General features: G+C 41.9%; 17 protein-coding genes. 8 read left to right on the top strand and 9 right to left on the bottom strand.

Translation table 11 applies throughout. From position 1 onward, the window contains the following. Window positions 1-62 precede the first annotated feature (62 nt). A complete protein-coding gene (locus ACMVDV_RS18800; RefSeq protein WP_416159204.1) occupies window positions 63-2,234 on the bottom strand; it encodes a M3 family metallopeptidase in 2,172 nt (723 codons plus the stop codon). Window positions 2,235-2,725: 491 nt separating this feature from the next. Between ACMVDV_RS18800 and ACMVDV_RS18795 the strand changes: the two genes are divergently transcribed. Together ACMVDV_RS18795 and ACMVDV_RS18790 are read left to right on the top strand one after the other, a co-directional pair. Then, a complete protein-coding gene (locus ACMVDV_RS18795; RefSeq protein WP_058559473.1) occupies window positions 2,726-2,935 on the top strand; it encodes a cold-shock protein in 210 nt (69 codons plus the stop codon). 121 nt (window positions 2,936-3,056) lie between these two features. Further along, window positions 3,057-3,803, top strand: a complete 747-nt coding sequence (locus ACMVDV_RS18790) for a substrate-binding periplasmic protein (RefSeq protein ID WP_416159765.1) — start codon at window positions 3,057-3,059, stop codon at window positions 3,801-3,803. Window positions 3,804-3,807: 4 nt separating this feature from the next. Here ACMVDV_RS18790 and ACMVDV_RS18785 read toward each other — a convergent pair whose 3' ends face one another. From ACMVDV_RS18785 to udk, 3 genes are all read right to left on the bottom strand, one after another. Further along, entirely contained in the window at window positions 3,808-4,524 is a 717-nt protein-coding gene (locus tag ACMVDV_RS18785; RefSeq protein ID WP_304180951.1) for a substrate-binding periplasmic protein, read from the bottom strand. Between the two features lie 197 nt (window positions 4,525-4,721). Next, entirely contained in the window at window positions 4,722-5,945 is a 1,224-nt protein-coding gene (locus ACMVDV_RS18780) for a NupC/NupG family nucleoside CNT transporter (protein WP_416159203.1), read from the bottom strand. 19 nt (window positions 5,946-5,964) lie between these two features. Next, window positions 5,965-6,594 carry a uridine kinase gene (gene udk, locus ACMVDV_RS18775; RefSeq protein WP_064664752.1) on the bottom strand — a complete coding sequence of 210 codons (630 nt, stop codon included), beginning with the start codon at window positions 6,592-6,594 and terminating at the stop codon, window positions 5,965-5,967. A 191-nt stretch (window positions 6,595-6,785) separates the two neighbouring features. Here udk and ACMVDV_RS18770 point away from each other — a divergent pair, with 191 nt between their 5' ends. The 5 genes from ACMVDV_RS18770 to ACMVDV_RS18750 all read left to right on the top strand — a co-directional run bounded on the left by ACMVDV_RS18770 (window position 6,786) and on the right by ACMVDV_RS18750 (window position 10,941). Continuing rightward, window positions 6,786-8,018 (top strand): phosphopentomutase, encoded by a 1,233-nt coding sequence (locus tag ACMVDV_RS18770; RefSeq protein WP_416159202.1) that lies wholly within the window; start codon window positions 6,786-6,788, stop codon window positions 8,016-8,018. Continuing rightward, complete coding sequence (gene deoD, locus ACMVDV_RS18765) at window positions 8,018-8,725, top strand: purine-nucleoside phosphorylase (protein ID WP_304182004.1); 708 nt, start codon at window positions 8,018-8,020, stop codon at window positions 8,723-8,725. Before ACMVDV_RS18770 ends, deoD begins: the two co-directional genes overlap by 1 nt. Window positions 8,726-8,969: 244 nt before the next feature. After that, window positions 8,970-9,710 carry a ferredoxin--NADP reductase gene (locus ACMVDV_RS18760; protein ID WP_304182006.1) on the top strand — a complete coding sequence of 247 codons (741 nt, stop codon included), beginning with the start codon at window positions 8,970-8,972 and terminating at the stop codon, window positions 9,708-9,710. A gap of 62 nt (window positions 9,711-9,772) precedes the next feature. Further along, window positions 9,773-10,585 (top strand): nuclear transport factor 2 family protein, encoded by an 813-nt coding sequence (locus tag ACMVDV_RS18755; RefSeq protein WP_416159201.1) that lies wholly within the window; start codon window positions 9,773-9,775, stop codon window positions 10,583-10,585. Window positions 10,586-10,620: 35 nt separating this feature from the next. Further along, complete coding sequence (locus tag ACMVDV_RS18750) at window positions 10,621-10,941, top strand: hypothetical protein (protein ID WP_304182010.1); 321 nt, start codon at window positions 10,621-10,623, stop codon at window positions 10,939-10,941. Here ACMVDV_RS18750 and ACMVDV_RS18745 read toward each other — a convergent pair. Beyond that, entirely contained in the window at window positions 10,938-11,828 is an 891-nt protein-coding gene (locus ACMVDV_RS18745) for a tetratricopeptide repeat protein (RefSeq protein ID WP_304182012.1), read from the bottom strand. The two genes, ACMVDV_RS18750 and ACMVDV_RS18745, sit on opposite strands and share 4 nt — an antisense overlap. Window positions 11,829-12,199: 371 nt before the next feature. Here ACMVDV_RS18745 and ACMVDV_RS18740 point away from each other — a divergent pair, with 371 nt between their 5' ends. Next, window positions 12,200-13,573, top strand: coding sequence for an ATP-binding protein (locus ACMVDV_RS18740; protein WP_416159200.1), 1,374 nt, complete (start codon window positions 12,200-12,202; stop codon window positions 13,571-13,573). A 207-nt stretch (window positions 13,574-13,780) separates the two neighbouring features. Here ACMVDV_RS18740 and ACMVDV_RS18735 read toward each other — a convergent pair whose 3' ends face one another. The 4 genes from ACMVDV_RS18735 to ACMVDV_RS18720 form a co-directional block, all read right to left on the bottom strand. Beyond that, a complete protein-coding gene (locus tag ACMVDV_RS18735) occupies window positions 13,781-14,200 on the bottom strand; it encodes a YbaN family protein (protein WP_416159199.1) in 420 nt (139 codons plus the stop codon). 206 nt (window positions 14,201-14,406) lie between these two features. Next, entirely contained in the window at window positions 14,407-15,009 is a 603-nt protein-coding gene (locus ACMVDV_RS18730; RefSeq protein ID WP_416159198.1) for a biliverdin-producing heme oxygenase, read from the bottom strand. A 55-nt stretch (window positions 15,010-15,064) separates the two neighbouring features. Continuing rightward, window positions 15,065-15,907, bottom strand: a complete 843-nt coding sequence (locus ACMVDV_RS18725; protein WP_416159197.1) for an energy transducer TonB — start codon at window positions 15,905-15,907, stop codon at window positions 15,065-15,067. Continuing rightward, window positions 15,904-16,338, bottom strand: a complete 435-nt coding sequence (locus ACMVDV_RS18720) for a biopolymer transporter ExbD (RefSeq protein ID WP_416159196.1) — start codon at window positions 16,336-16,338, stop codon at window positions 15,904-15,906. Before ACMVDV_RS18720 ends, ACMVDV_RS18725 begins: the two co-directional genes overlap by 4 nt.

The raw sequence follows: 16,338 nt of genomic DNA, 5'->3' as shown, positions 1-16,338 counted from the left end.
TTTACAGTGATAAAAAAAGCCCTTGCAGCGTACTGCAAGGGCTTTTTAATTAATATAAATTGTTACTGAACCGTTGCTTTTAAACCACGGCGTTTCAATAATGCTGAGGTGTCTGGCTCTTGACCACGGAACGCTTTGAACGACTCCATTAGGTCACGTGAGTTACCGACTTCTAAAATCTCTTTACGGTATTTATCACCCATTTCACGGCTTAAACCACCTTGCTCTTGTACGAAAGCAAAGGCATCGGCCGCTAAAATCTCACTCCACATGTATGCATAGTAGCCCGCTGAATAACCGCCCCCCATTGAGTGTGAGAAGAACGCTGACTTATAACGCGGTGGTACAAATGGTACGTTCACGCCGTGCTTAGTTAGGGCTTGTTGCTCAAACTTCTCAATATCCTGTAATGGCGCATCAGCAGCTAATGAGTGCCATTCCATATCTAGCAGTGCAGCAGCAACGTACTCTAAGGTATCGTAGCCTTGGTTGAAGCTACGTGATTGAATTACTTTAGTCAGTAACTCATCAGGAATTGGCTCACCTGTTTCGTGGTGTTTCGCATAGTTTGCGATAACTTCAGGGTGCATCGCCCAATCTTCTTCAAACGTTGACGGGAACTCAACGAAGTCACGAGACACCGACGTGCCCGATAACGTAGGGTACTTCACCTTCGAGAACATGCCATGTAGACCGTGACCTAACTCGTGGAAGATAGTAGTCGCTTCATCATAGCTAATAAGCGTTGGCTCACCTGTGGCGCCTTTTTGGATGTTCATGACATTCACAACCACCGGTTTTTGCTCTTTTAAGCCAGATTGTTTGACAAACGAGCTCATCCACGCGCCGCCACGTTTACCTTCACGAGCAAAGTAATCAGCAAAGAAAATCGCAAGGCTCTTACCATCGGCATCAAATAACTCATACGCTTTAACATCTGGGTGATAAACCGGAATATCAGTGCGTGGTTTGAAAGTAATGCCATATAAGCGGTTCATGGTGAAGAACACGCCGTCTTCTAAAACACGGTTAAATTCAAAGTATTCTTTCACTGCATTTTCGTCTAGGTTGTACTTATCAGTACGTACTTGCTCTGCATAGAATAACCAGTCCCAAGGCTGTAGTTTAAATTGCTCACCAGAGGCATCGATTTTCGCTTGGATCGCAGCAGCTTCAGCATTAACGTTTTGCATCAACGCAGGGATCATGCTGGCAAACATATCAAAGACGGCTTCTGGTTTTTTCGCCATTTGTGACTCTAAACCAAATGCAGCCCAGTTATCGTAACCAAGTAATTTTGCTTTTTGAGCGCGTAACTGAGCAAGCTCAGCCACAATTTCGCGGTTATTATTCTCGCCCGATAGCGCACGCTCTGCAGATGCGCGCCATACTTTTTCACGTAGTTCACGGTTTTTCAGCATTGCTAAAATTGGCTGGCGCGTAGTGTTAGTGATTTTGATCAGGTACTGACCCGGATGGCCCGCTTGTGTGGCTGCATTGGCAAGTTGTTCAATTTGACCCGCTGGTAAACCGTCAAGCAAAGCTTTATCTGCAACGAGTACAACATTGCTGTTAGTCAGTGCTAATAGGTTTTGCGAGAACTGCGTGGTTAAGCTTGAATGCTTGGTGTTGATATCACGAATTTGTTGTTTTTGTTGATCGTTTAACTGCGCACCCGCTCGTACAAAGCGTTTGTAGTAAACGTCGAGTAAGCGTGTTTCTTCAGCGCTAAGTGGCAGTGTCTCTGACTGCGCATGGATCGCCGCTACTTTATCAAATAATGCTTTATTTAAGAATATGTTGTCGCTGTGCGCGGCCATTTTAGGGGCTAACTCTTTTTGTATTTCTCGACGCGTTTGGTTTGAGTCACTGCCTGCTAGATTATAGAAAATGCTGCGAGTGCGGGTTAAAAGCTCACCACTTTTTTCAAGTGCAACAATCGTATTGGCAAAATCAGGCTTTGCAGCATTGTTGATGATCGCTTGCACTTCAGTCATTTGCTCTGTCATGCCTTTATTAAACGCAGGCATAAAGTGTTCGTCTTTAATCGCATTGAAGTCAGGCGTTTGGTATTGCAAAACGCTTTTCACGAACAGTGGATTTGCTTGCTGTACTTCGGCGGCTGTTGTGGGTTGCTCGGTTTGAGTATTGTTATTGGCTGTTGTTTGAGGTTCAGAACAAGCCGTTAGTAATAACGCTGAGCTGATCGCGGTTGCGAGTAATAAGTGTTTCATTGTTTTTCTCTTGTCATTTTTAAAAATTAAATTGTGTCGATATCGCGCTGTGAGCGCTCTAAAACCTAAGTGCTTGCTGTTAGATAATGAAATTGCACAAAAGATGACAGCACAGCGAACTGAGATGGAGCTGATACCACTCGATAGTTAATCGCCGAGCATACTGTGGATGAGCACTAATGACCTCATCCGTTGCGATAAGCTGATCATTAGCTGCGATAAGTGGTGAAATTTCATAAAAAGTCGCCATGCTTTTTATTACTTTTAGCGTTTAATCTAATTTAAATAAACCACAAAGGGGTTGACATCGCTAATTAACTCTATATAGTGGGCCGCAGCTAGAAAGAAAGCATGAAAGCTATAAATCTCCATTTCGATGTTGTATAAGTAATACTTGTAGTACCGTCCTGAAGTTTTTAAAGTACCATCTCATTTTTTGCTACACCCGCTCATATGAGCAATTTATTTTATTTTTATATCAGGATATTACTATGTCTAACATCGTATCAGGTACAGTTAAGTGGTTCAACGAGTCTAAAGGTTTTGGTTTCATCGAGCAAGAAAATGGTCCAGACGTTTTCGCACATTTCTCAGCAATCAAAAGCGAAGGTTTCAAAACTTTAGCTGAAGGCCAACGTGTAGAGTTCACTCTTTCACAAGGTCAAAAAGGTCCACAAGCAGAGAACATCACTGCTGTTTAATTTTACCTTCTAGGTAGAATAAAAAAAGCAAGCTACGGCTTGCTTTTTTGTGTCTGAAAATTGACGTAATTTCCTCTCCCTCCTATTATTTATCTATTCTTATTATTCTGCAGTGAGATAGATTATCTACCGACTACTTATCCTTATATTTAGCCTTGGATCCACTTTTACTTGCACTGCAAAGGCAACGATTACTATTTTTACTGAACAGTTTCCCCCTTATAATTTTTCCAATAAAGGGCAGCTGCAAGGGATCAATTTAGATATTGTGCGTACTTTGTGCGAGCTTGCTGATGTGGAATGCAAATTTGAGCTGTTACCTTGGGATCGTGCATACGATTTAGTGCAAAAAGAGCCACTTTCAGGGTTAGTATCAACCGCGCGTAGTGCTGGGCGAGAAGAGTTATTTTATTGGGTCGGTCCGTTGCTTTCTTCACGTACATTTTTTTATCGACTTACGAGTAATAAGCACATTAACCCAACTGATATTTCTCAAATAAGTGCATATACTTTAGGGGTTGTTAGAGGCAATATTTACGAAGAGTTAGTGGCGGGGATCGGTTTTGAAAAAGATAAAAATCTTTTAACAGTGGCTCATCATTATGAGTATATGAACTTATTTTTTAAAAACAAAATCGATTTAATACTCAGCTCTGAATTAACGTTGGATTATCAACTACAGCAATTTGGTCACGGTGGTAAAGAAGTCGTCAAACTAGTTGAGCTGCCACTAAATGCATTACAGGGTAACTATTTAGTGTTTAATAAAGAGATGCCTATTGCAATAGTTGAGCGCTTCAATGAGCAATTAGAAAAACTTAGAGCGGTTGATAACCTTGATGCTTATCGGCATCGTTACGTAAAATAGCGAATTAATTAGCCGTTATTAATTGATGGTATTTTTCAGTATTTTTAACCTTTAAAAATGCCTGCTGTAATGCTTTTACCGCCTCTTCATCAGTATTGATATTTGCGGCTAAGTAACCTGCCACTGTCAGTCCTTCTATGGCATGCACAAACGTCAGTGTATTAGCATTGATAGCTAGTTGTTCACTCATTGCGGCGATGTAATTCGCATCGTCGACCACCATATCAACTTTTCTTGCCAGTAATAACTGATATGACTTTTGAATATCAGTGGTCAGCAACACTTCAAAGCCACGCTTTACTAATACTTGTGATGCAAGATCATGGCGCTGCACGGCAATCTTATATTGTTTAGCTTGCTCTGTATCATTAAAGTTTATATCACTGCGCTCTGTAAGCTTCACAAAGCCCATTTTAAATTGTGCGACTGGGCCTATCCAATGAAATAGCGCTTCGCGCTCTGTTGTGCGTGCCATGCTATAAATTAAGGTGTTACTGTTATGACTTGCCATCTTATAAGCGCGTGCCCAAGGGTACATGCTGATTGATGCATTGAGCTGCGCTTCTGAGATTATCATTTTCACTAATTCAGTGCTGTAGCCGGTTACCTGATTATTTATCAACATTTGATTCGGTGGTGACAGCTCTGTGACAACAGTTAAGTTTGGCTGCGCAACACCATGAACACTGATAATGAGCAGAAAATTAATGAATAGTCGCATTTATTTACCCAGATAAGATTGAGAATACTAAGTATAACAATAACAAAGAAAAGTACGATGAAACGAATAAAAATTTTTGTGCTAAAACGATAAAAGGGCCTTGCGGCCCTTGGTGAAGTATCGTTCAAATCGGATAAGGCTTTAACCCCTTAAAGCTTTATCCTATTGTTTTGCAACTAAGGCTCATCTCAAAGTTTCTAAGCTAGCGAGAGGAAAAAACCTGCAATTGCGGCGCTCATAAGGTTAGCCATAGATCCTGCTAACACTGCTCTGAGCCCTAAGCGTGCGATATCCTTTCGCCGACTAGGCGCCATACCGCCTAATCCACCTAGTAAAATGGCTATCGATGATAAGTTAGCAAACCCACATAACGCGAATGTGACAATCGCTTGTGTGTGTGCGCTTAACGTATCGCGATAATTTATAAAGTCTAAATAAGCAACAAATTCATTAACTACTAATTTTTGACCAATAAAGCTACCGGCTATAATTGCTTCACTCCAGGGTACGCCAAGTAACCAGGCAACCGGCGCAAATATATAGCCTAAAATTTCTTGTAGTGTCAGGGTTGGGTAATCAAACCAACCACCAATTCCACCTAACAACCCGTTTAATAATGCGATAAGTGCTACAAATGCCAGTAACATTGCACCTACATTCAATGCTAAATGCATGCCGTTAGCCGCACCTGATGCTGCTGCATCAATCACATTAACCGGTTTATCTTCAATATCGTCTAAGTCAGCTAAAGTATCTTTAGGCGTTTCTGTCTCTGGCACAATCATCTTGGCCATTAAAAATCCACCTGGTGCTGCCATAAAGCTGGCTGCAATTAAATACTTAAGCTCAACCCCAATAATGACATAACCGGCCATTACCGAGCCTGCTACAGTCGCTAAGCCACCGACCATTACCGCAAACAACTCCGATTTAGTCATGGTTGCAATAAATGGCTTTACAATCAGCGGCGCTTCAGTTTGGCCAACAAAAATATTAGCCGTTGCTGATAGTGACTCTGTTCGTGATGTATTTAATAGCTTTTGTAAGCCACCGCCGAGGATCCTAATGATCCAATCCATAATGCCAATGTGGTAGAGCACTGCAACCAAAGCAGAGAAAAACACAATAACGGGCAAAACTTGTATGGCAAAAATAAACCCTAAGGTATCTTGGCTAGCAAGCGAACCGAATAAAAACGATATTCCGTCATTTGCAAAACCAATTACCGATGATACGGCTTTTGACATGCTCACTAAGGCGTTTTTACCTGCTTCAAAAAACAGTACAAAACCACCGATAATAAATTGCATGGCAAAGGCAATACCAACCGTTCTTAAACTAATCGCTTTGCGGTTGGTTGATGCCGCAAAAGCAATGCCTAGCAGCACACACATGCCGACTAAGCTCATAAATGTTGTCATGTTTAGTTATTTCCCGTTGTTATTTTTGCAGTAAATATTTTATTTTACTTTTAATTATATCAATCGCAACACGATTCATACCACCGCGCGTGACCACTAAATCAGCGTTGTGCTTTGAGGGCTCAATAAACTGATAAAACATCGGTCTCACAGTTGCTTGATACTGCTCAACAACGGACTGTAATGTTCTGCCTCGTTGCTCCATATCACGTTGCATACGGCGCATTAGGCAAATATCAAGAGGTGTATCAATAAACACTTTGATATCAAATTCTTTACGTAGCGCTTTGTCGCTAAGCAATAAAATACCTTCTACTATGAGAATTTCAGCTGGCATCACAGTGCGTGTTTTATCACTGCGAGTATGCTGCGCATAATCATAGGTAGGTACTTCTACCGCTTCGCCTGCGCGTAATTGCGTTAAATGTTTATACATTAACTCATGTTCAAACGCATCAGGGTGGTCGTAGTTAGTTTGCGTACGATGGTCAAACGGCAAATGCGATTGATCTTTGTAATACGCATCTTCTTCGATCACGGCGATGGCACCAGGTTCAAGCTCATTCACCAATTCATTATAAATAGTTTGGCTAAAAAGAGATTTTCCCGACGCAGAGGCGCCAGCAATGGCTATTATTGTTCGTGTCACTAAAGTTCTCATCCACACAGAAGGATACATTGTTGGTAGATCACAATAGCAAAAAAGACACGAATAATCTCTCTTGCTTCGTTTTAAGGAGTGAAATTTATAATGTTTAGGTTTTATGAAACAGGACTTATGTCCTGTACGTTAAAAAGCACAAGAATATAAAGTAGCCACATTGGATAGACGAGGTAAGCATGGCAAGAGCAATTATATTGATGGCAGATAGCCTAGGCATAGGTGCAGCCCCTGACGCAGACAAATTTGGCGACCTGGGTGCAAACACATTTGCGCACTTGCTTAAAGCCTACTTTGCAGAAACGGGTGAACAGCTATCATTACCTAATTTATCATTATTGGGTTTAGTAGCTGCGTGTGAAGCCGCAGGTAATGAAGCATGTCTTGTTAGCGACCGGCAAACACCGATTGCAGCATGGGGTTATGCTAAAGAGCTTTCAAGCGGCAAAGACACGCCATCGGGCCATTGGGAAATGGCGGGTGTGCCGGTGTTGTTTGATTGGGGATATTTCCCTAAAACACAACCGAGTTTTCCACCAGAGTTAATTGACGAGCTAATTGCTCGTACCGGTATTCCGGGCATTTTAGGCAACTGCCATGCCTCAGGTACCACCATTTTAGAACAGTTGGGTGAAGAACACCTAAGAACAGGTAAACCAATCTGTTACACCTCAGCTGATAGCGTGTTTCAAATAGCCGCGCATGAACAAACTTTCGGTCTAGAAAAGCTTTATCAGGTCTGCGAAATCACACGGGCGCTGCTTGATGAAATGAACATAGGACGAGTGATTGCGCGGCCATTTTTGGGTTCCACTAATCAAGACTTTGCCAGAACGGGCAATCGTCGTGATTATTCCGTATTACCGCCAGCGCCAACCTTGCTTGATAAATTAGCGGATGACGGCGGCGAAGTAATTAGCATTGGTAAAATAGCGGATATTTACGCGCACCAAGGCATTACCCAAAAACACAAAGCCCCAGGCTTACAAAACTTGTTAGAAAAAACCACTGAGGTGATGGCGTCAGCGCCAGATCATAGTTTGATATTTACTAACTTAGTTGATTTTGACGAAAAGTTTGGTCATCGCCGCGACCCTGTAGGGTATGCCAAAGCGCTGCAACAGTTTGATGATTATTTACCAACGATCCTTAAGCAGCTTAAACCAGACGACGTACTAATTATTACTGCGGATCACGGTTGTGATCCAACATTCCCGGGGAGTGAGCACACTCGCGAATATGTACCTGTACTTGCTTATCGAGCTGGACTTGAAAATACCCCGCTTGGTGAACGTGCTAGTTTTGCAGACATAGGTCAAACCCTTGCCCAGTGGTTTAATTTACCTGCACTTGAATATGGTGATGGCTTTATCGATAAGCTAACGACACCAATTGTAAAAGGAAACGAATAATGAGTACTCCGCATATTGAAGCTAATAATGGTGACTTTGCACAAACTGTGTTGATGCCTGGCGACCCTTTACGCGCGCAATATATAGCAGAAAACTTTCTTGATAACGCTGTTAAAGTAACAGGCGTTCGTAATATGTATGGCTTTACCGGAACCTACAAAGGTAAGCCAGTGAGTATTATGGGTTCTGGGATGGGTATTCCATCTATGTCAATTTATGCCCGTGAATTGATAGTTAGCTACGGCGTCAAAAACCTTATTCGTATCGGCACCTGCGGTGGTATCGGTAGCGATATTAAAATTCGCGACGTTATCTTCGCGCAAGGCGCCAGCACCGATTCAAACGTAAACCGTGCGCGTGTACGTGGTTATGATTTTTCCGCAATTGCTGACTTTGACTTACTACTTAACGGCGTAAACGCAGCTAAAGGGTTAGGCATTAAAGCAAAAGTAGGTAATGTATTTACCACCGATACTTTTTATCAAGCCGATAACAGCTTTTATCAAGAACTTGATAAATTAGGTATGTTAGCCGTTGATATGGAAACTGCAGGCTTGTATGGCGTAGCCGCTGAATACGGCGCAAAAGCGATGGCATTATTTACCGTAAGTGACCACGTGATCACCGGTGAAGCAACCCCCAGTGATGAGCGTCAAAGCACCTTTAATGAAATGGTTAAAATTGCGCTTGAGTCAATCGAAGCGTAATAAGCAAAAAGTTCCTTGGTAACGTATTCACTTGTTTGGAGACACGCCCAAATACAGTGAGACTAACCTCCAAAGCCGCCTAGTAACCCTAGGCGGCTTTTTTTATGCTATGAGCTTTAAGCGATGAGTCATAAGTTCTAAGTTGTAAAATACAGACCGCTTAAAACTTATAGCTTCTTGATCATTGACACAGTCCTGTTCCCTTGCCACTGTTATATAAAGTAATAAAAAAGGAGGGTGGGTTGTGTCTAATTGGATTGAGGCGAGTGTTAAAGACATCGTTTGGTGGACAGACAGCTTATTTAGTTTAATTGTTAACGCGGATGTAGAGCCGTTTAAAGCGGGGCAGTTTACTAAGCTGTCAATGATGATGGATGAAAAGCGTATTGCGCGGGCTTATTCTTATGTGAATGCGCCAAGCTCGCCTGACTTAGAGTTTTACCTTATTAACGTGGCAGATGGCTTATTATCACAGCGCTTAGCTAAGCTTAAAGCGGGTGATACCGTAATGATTGAAAGCCGTGCCAGTGGGTTTTTTACTCTTGATGAAATTCCGGCCAGTGAACAGCTATTTATGCTTAGTACCGGTACCGCAATTGGCCCGTTTTTATCTATTTTAGAGCAAGGCGATGTGTGGCAGCAGTTTAAGCACATCACTTTAGTGCATGGCGTGCGTTTAAATGCAGATTTAAGTTACCAAACAAAGATCACTCAGTTACAGCAGCAGTATCCGCAGTTGCATTATCTACCTGTAGTGAGTCGAGAGCCGGCTATTATTGGTTTAGATGGGCGGATCACCAGTAGAATAGCCGATGATAGTTTGTTTGCACATTGTCACAATGCGGTGACGCCAGACAATGCGCAATTTATGATCTGCGGAAATCCAGATATGGTCAAAGACACATCGGCGTTATTGACCGAGCAAGGTTACACCCGTAATCGCCGCAGGGAGCCTGGGCAAATTACCGTTGAGCAGTATTGGTAAATAACTATCGCGGACCGCTAAATTTTGTTATTTTAGCGTTTCTTCAATTACTCAGGAACAGTATGAAACCGTTATTTTTTGTCGTTAGTTTATTATTTTCGTGGCAATTATTAGCAACTGAGAGTGCGCCAGTTGAGCCGCAAGCTAAAACTGAAGCAAAAGCTGGCGCAGATAAAGTCGCCAAAGATAAAGCCGAGCTAGCTAAAGCCACGGAGTCTGCATCTGTGGAAAAACCAACTGAGAGTGAATTACAAGACAGTCCAGCAGTGATCACATTGACCCCAGAGCTTGTTCAAGCAACAGCGCCTGAAGCCGTAGAATCTACCCAGCCAATTACAGCAACGGCAACTAATCCAAATGCTCCACAGGTTGATACCAGTAAGGTACTTGGCAATGAAACGGCAAAACCTGCAGCTATTCCTAAAACTCAACAAGAAAAAGCAGTTGCAGTCGCGCAAGCTGAACAAGCTGTTATTCAAGCTAAAGAAGCGCTTACTTTAAAACAACAAGTTAAAGCAAAGCAGTCACGCGAATCACTAGCGGTTATTGAGCAATTAATTAAAGCCTATAACGCCAGAAACATTGACGCATTTATCAGTATCTATGATGAAAATGTTGAGTTTTATGCTTTCCCAAATGAGTTATTATTTAAAGGTAAAGAAAAACTTATCGCACGTTACGGAATAATGTTTAAAAAATTAAAGTGTATTAAATCATCACCTATAAAACGTATTGTGCATGGTAATATCGTTATTGATCATGAATTGTCAGAAACCTGTTCATCAGATCCTAACGTGGTTGATAAGCGCACAGAGTTGATCTCTAGCTATCAAGTTGAAAATGGTAAAATTACCAAAGTGCTGTTTTTTAGATAAAGTATAAATAGGCAGACAAAGGGGCCGCAACGAGTATGGAGATTAGCGATGATAAAAAAATTCAATTACTTTATCGTGTCGAGCCAGGCTGCTTAGGGCCGACTGGCGCGCAAACAATTGCACGCTTTTGTGACTATGCTAATCAGCAACTAGTCGCCCCTTATTTTGCTCTTTACCATTTTACGCCACGCTTTGATAAAAGTAAGGCCGAGCGCGAATACAGCATTAACGCTCGACTGTTGTCTGATCAACATGCGCAGGCATATCTAGCACACTTTAAAACCAACAAAGATCAGTTTGAGGAGCAACTCGACGAGCTACTCACGCAAGCAATCGAACACTTCTTAGAACGTTAATTTTTATCGCCAGCGACAATCGCATTAAAGCTGTTATTGTCGTGTAAACTGGCAAATGCACTTTCATGCAATAGCTCATTACGTAAGTTTGGCGAATACTCCAACGACATTTTTATATCAGCTAACGCATCGGCATGTTTATGGGTTAACGCATAGGCGCAGGCTCGTTGCCAATACGCATAGCCGTAGTCACTATCGATATCTAACGCTTGGTTGCACAATTCTATCGCTTGGGCTGTTTCATTAAGTTCTAATAATGCATCGGCTTTGTAAGCGATAGCTTCCACATCTTCAGGCTTACGTTTTAAAATCTCATCAAAAATTTCAATTTTATTGGCTATATCACTTTCTAAATTAGCGCGCATCCATAAAGAGTGCACTTCATTAGTAACGGAGATTTTTTGTTGGTTACTTAAAATTTCTTCAGAGCGCTCGCGTAGCTTCTCTTCAAATGTATTCAAACGTGCTTCGTATTCATTGGTGATCACACTGACACGGGTATTTACAATATCTTCGACTTTGTTTTTTACATCACGTAGTGAGTTCCAGCCAACCAGCACCAAAATAGAAGCTGTGGCAGTGATGATAAAAAATACATTATTGATGGTATCAGTGGTGTAAGTCAGTGCGCGATCAGCGGTATCAAGCTGAGCATGAGTGACTTGTTTGGTAACGTCTTCGCGAAGTTTTTGCTGATCTTGGCGTACTGCTTTAAGTTCATCAAGAATATAGCGCTCCATCAAGGGTCGATACATCGGCTCTTGCAATTTTTTGAGCGCCTGTTGTTGCTGGTGTGGGCTGGGCTCAGAGCGAGACTCTGCTGCGATTGTTGGAACTGTAACTAAAGTAGCAAAAAGAACTAAAATGGATAAAAAATAATGATGCATAGTGCTGCCTAGTCGATAATTAGAGTGCTGTATGAATGAGTGAAACTGTAACATGACAACCTATTAGTAACTAGGGCGTGTTGATCTTTCGAGGTTATTTCACAGCAGTGTGCTTGGTAATTGCTAAATTGAGGTCGTTGTAAAAATGCAGCCGGTAAACTGCAGGCAAAAAAAACCAGCTCAAAAGGAGAGCTGGTAAAACTGCTTAAACAACATAAATGTCGTCAGGGGTATCAACAGGAGTGAGTTTGCATAATAACCTAGTCAATCTGAACAATGTCTTAATATTTAAAGTGTTATAAATACAAGGGTGAATTTAATTTGATCGGCTAAACTAAACTTTATTGGCTGGTTTAAACAAGGTTTTATTAATGCGGCAACAGCTTGTGCAATTACTTTATAAAGTGTCTACCTCAGCAGTGTTAGATGATGGCTATATAGAGCTTGCAGAACAATTGATTGTAAATACCATAATAGACGGTCTTAATACTGCACGTGCCAGTATATGGTTACTTAATAGTGATAATAGTCAATGCCATTGCCAATTACTGTTAGATAAAACAAACGGTGAACCAGATCAGTCGTTAATTTTAACGCGGGCTAATTTTCCTGCTTATTTTAGTGCACTCGATACGCAACGTGTGATCATTGCTAATAACGCGCATACCGATCCAGCAACATCTGAATTTTCTGAGCATTATTTAACCCCATTAAGTATAAACTCGATGTTGGATGCACCGCTGCGCTTTAAAGGCAAAATGATCGGTATTTTTTGCTGTGAGCACACTGGCAGTTTTAGGCAATGGGAGGACGACGAGTGTACGTTTCTTTCCGGACTGGCTGATCTCTATGGCCGGGCACTGTCGGCGCAAGAGAGTCGCTTAGTTAAGCAACAATTAGAAGTTGCAAATCACTACCTTGAAGAGCGTGTTATTGAGCGCACCAACACCCTACAAAAAACCTTAGAAGAGCTAACCGGCACGCAAGAAAAGCTAATTGAATCGGAAAAAATGGCAGCATTAGGAAACCTCGTTGCAGGGGTTGCCCATGAGGTAAACACGCCAATAGGCATTGCCGTTACCGCCAATAGTTCGGCAACAGATAACCTAAAGCAACTCAACCAACAGTTAGAGAATAATACGTTATCAAAAAATAGCTTGATGACTATGCTCGCGCATATTGATGAGTGCTTAACTATCTCAAGTAGTAACCTTGATAGAGCTGCTGCTTTGATCTGTAATTTTAAGCAAACGGCCGTTGATCAATCATCTCTTGATATTAGTACTGTGATGCTTAATGATTACTTGGCAAATACAATACATAGCCTCACGCCATTAACCCGCAGTCACCAAGTCATCACCACAATTGAGTGCGACAATACACTTAGCTTAGTGACGGTATCGGGTGCCTTAAGTCAAATTATTATGAACCTAGTGAGTAATAGCTGCGTGCATGGCTTTAAAGATAGAACAAATAACCAGATCAATATTGTAGTACACGTAGATACCCAGCAAAACACGTATACGTTGCGCTATAGCGATAACGGTCATGGCATGAGCGCAAACGTATTACAAAATGTATTTGAACCCTTTTTTACCACCACCCGGGGTAATGGCGGCAGTGGCTTAGGCATGGCTATTGTTTATAACCTTGCCACCCAAGCCCTGCAAGGCGATGTAGAAATACATAGTCAGCCAGAGCAAGGTATAACCGTCACTTTTACTTTCCCACTTAGCCTGAGCTAGCTATATTTGCTAAAATTCAGAGCATTTAGCATGATATTCAAACGGTTTGCTCGTAAAGGATACTGCCATTGTTGAGTAAATATTCTGGTGACAGGGTAACTTAAAGGTGAGTTGTTTACAGGCTGTAGGTAACAAGCAAGCGCTGGATACCTTAATTCCTTCTTAGGCACGAGGTTATCAATCTCGCGCCTAATTAACTGGCAACCATTACGAGCAGTCTTCTGGTGGTAAAGGGCGAGACAAAACGTAATACGCGCTGCCACCCATAAAGAGCGCGACAACAGTTGCCAGTAATAACGAAGGTTGCGCGCCTAGGTAAAATAATCCATACCCAACAGCCATCCCCAAACTGGCCATTACTTTTACAGACTTAGAAATAGCGCCATGGGCTTGCCAATTGGTCAGTGTTTTGCCAAAGCGAGGGTGATTAAGTAGCCAAGATTCAAAACGCTTTGATGAACGGCTAAAACAAAAAACAGCACCAATAAGAAATACTGTTGTTGGCATTACCGGCAAAAAGGCACCGAGAATCCCCATTCCGGTTAAAAACAAGCCACTTAATAAATAAGTCACTTGTTTAAATTTACTGATAACTAACATCGAGTTGTTCTTATTTGTATGCTTCATACTTTATCACTTAATTTTAATGCACTTGCAGCTCATGTTTTATACCAATCGTGTTAAGTTACTGACCATTTATAGCGACAGAAAAATAGCGTGATAACAAGGCAGAAATTTTGACATCTAGTTGTTCTACATGAAAAATTACTAACGCAGTTAGCGCTTTATTTAGCGCGCTAGAATGGTTAAATATTTAAGTCGATTGGTATTACTTAAACAAATACACAATCAACAGCGTTACGAACCAAACTAAAAGCATCGCGAGCGCCATTAATTGCGAGTGTTTGCTGTTCTTTAGTTAATTCAATCGTATTTAAAGCCGTTGTAAAATCTTGCCATGATTGCCCGCGGCCAATTGTTGCTGGTGCTAAATGTGAGGCACCAAATTCTTCTGATAAGCCAATACGTTTTGCTGCTTTTAATAAATACTCAGCGCCTAAATTAGACCCTTCGGATACATAAAGCCAACCCAGTGAGGCAGGGTAGTCAACCTGTACTAAGTTAACGCTTGGTTTTACTTCACTCAGATCGACGTTAATATCGCGTAAGTCTTGTTCAAGGTGGCTTAGGCGCTGCCGTGTTGGCAGATCGGTCACTAAGCGGCTTAAATTAGTATCGCTATAAAGAGGGGCAATAGCCAAATGAAAGCGATATTGAACTTCTAAAAATAAAGCATAACGGTCTAAACTTGCAAACGGTCGCTTAGTCATGATCGTTTTATCAAGGCTATCGTGAATAGTCGTGGTATTGAGTTTAAATAGTGTTGTTAATGAAGGCGTATTAATCTCATCGGTAACATGTTGGTCTGCAATCATTGTATATCCTTAGTTTTATATTTCAGTAATTGGTAATAAACACAGCGAGTAGCTGTTAATGAATAAAAAATGCCACCGGCACGGCCATTTTTATTGGATTCCCTGTCACTTCTGCTGGAGGGACGGGCAAGGGCTCAGCACGTCTGACTAATTCGATGACCTCATTATCTAATGCCGCTATTCCGCTCGCTTTAAATAAGGTGACGTCTAAAACATTGCCTGCTCTGTCCATGGTAAAACTCACCCAAGGAACACCTTGTTGGCGCCTTAATTTTGCCATGCGTGGATAGCGCTTTTTTCGTTCTAGGTGGATCTGAATAGCACTTTGCCATACTTGTTTAGCTGTACTTTGTTCTTCACTTAAAGCACCTTTTACCGGACCAGATGCGACTGTTGACTCTTTCACTGGGATAGCCAAAGGAGCACTACTTTGCTCTACCAAGTGTTCACTGGCTCCTTTTATGCTGGTGTTATCAGGCTGCGCAGTAGGCTGTGGATCTTGCACTTTTTGCTGATTAGATTTCTCTAATGGTTTACTTGGTGTAGGCTCAGGTTGTGTATCGCTAATGGTAAAGTCAGATTTACTTTCGAGTAATGGCTTTACCAAGGGTTTATCTATTGTTGTTGCCGGCTCGCTTACCTGCTGCTTTACTGGTGCTGACTCTTGTTGTGCTGGCCCTACAGGAAGTGCCGATGGCTCAGCTTTGGGGGCTGCCACAATATTGACTGCAAACAGGTGCGGTGAAGCTTGCATGGGCACTGTATTGTTATGCTCTGTCGGCATTAAAAAATAACCTGCAATGGCGGCATGTAACATCGCGGCGATAAAAAAAGCGCCTACAACATGCCAACGCACCAAGCGAGCAGCGCTGGTATCGTTTCCTGCTAATAAACTCACTGAGCAACATCCGTTTCATGTTCAAGACCGACTAAAGCAACTTGTGAGTAGCCGGCTTTAGTTAATTGATTTAATAATGCCATGAACTGACCATATTCCACTTTGCTATCTGCGCGGATCAAAATTTGCTGCTGGGTTTCAATACCATGTTGTTTTAGCGCTTGCGGCAAATTTTGTTGGTTTATTTTATCTCTCTCGCCAAGTATTAAAGTGAGATCTTGTTGCAAAGTAAGGTAAGTTGGATCATCACTTTTCGGTTGGGTTGGTGCCGCAACGGCAGGCAACTTAACTGGCACACTGACAGTGGCTAATGGTGCCGCCACCATAAAAATTATTAGCAACACCAGCATCACATCAATAAACGGAGTAACGTTAATCTCATGCTGCTCTTGTAATTCATCGCTATCGGTATTGTTACTACTAAATGCCAT

Source organism: Pseudoalteromonas sp. ASV78, assembly GCF_047806705.1.
Lineage (GTDB): Bacteria > Pseudomonadota > Gammaproteobacteria > Enterobacterales > Alteromonadaceae > Pseudoalteromonas > Pseudoalteromonas prydzensis_A.
Note: the sequence above shows the minus strand (reverse complement) of the source record. Positions and strands in the feature narration are given on the sequence as shown.

Excerpts from the sequence above, each read along its gene's own strand:
- ACMVDV_RS18800 (WP_416159204.1), bottom strand. The coding sequence starts at position 2,234 with ATGAAACACTTATTACTCGCAACCGCGATCAGCTCAGCGTTATTACTA.
- ACMVDV_RS18795 (WP_058559473.1), top strand. The coding sequence starts at position 2,726 with ATGTCTAACATCGTATCAGGTACAGTTAAGTGGTTCAACGAGTCTAAA.
- ACMVDV_RS18785 (WP_304180951.1), bottom strand. The coding sequence starts at position 4,524 with ATGCGACTATTCATTAATTTTCTGCTCATTATCAGTGTTCATGGTGTT.
- ACMVDV_RS18780 (WP_416159203.1), bottom strand. The coding sequence starts at position 5,945 with ATGACAACATTTATGAGCTTAGTCGGCATGTGTGTGCTGCTAGGCATT.
- ACMVDV_RS18770 (WP_416159202.1), top strand. The coding sequence starts at position 6,786 with ATGGCAAGAGCAATTATATTGATGGCAGATAGCCTAGGCATAGGTGCA.
- deoD (WP_304182004.1), top strand. The coding sequence starts at position 8,018 with ATGAGTACTCCGCATATTGAAGCTAATAATGGTGACTTTGCACAAACT.
- ACMVDV_RS18755 (WP_416159201.1), top strand. The coding sequence starts at position 9,773 with ATGAAACCGTTATTTTTTGTCGTTAGTTTATTATTTTCGTGGCAATTA.
- ACMVDV_RS18750 (WP_304182010.1), top strand. The coding sequence starts at position 10,621 with ATGGAGATTAGCGATGATAAAAAAATTCAATTACTTTATCGTGTCGAG.
- ACMVDV_RS18745 (WP_304182012.1), bottom strand. The coding sequence starts at position 11,828 with ATGCATCATTATTTTTTATCCATTTTAGTTCTTTTTGCTACTTTAGTT.
- ACMVDV_RS18740 (WP_416159200.1), top strand. The coding sequence starts at position 12,200 with ATGCGGCAACAGCTTGTGCAATTACTTTATAAAGTGTCTACCTCAGCA.
- ACMVDV_RS18735 (WP_416159199.1), bottom strand. The coding sequence starts at position 14,200 with ATGAAGCATACAAATAAGAACAACTCGATGTTAGTTATCAGTAAATTT.
- ACMVDV_RS18730 (WP_416159198.1), bottom strand. The coding sequence starts at position 15,009 with ATGATTGCAGACCAACATGTTACCGATGAGATTAATACGCCTTCATTA.
- ACMVDV_RS18720 (WP_416159196.1), bottom strand. The coding sequence starts at position 16,338 with ATGGCATTTAGTAGTAACAATACCGATAGCGATGAATTACAAGAGCAG.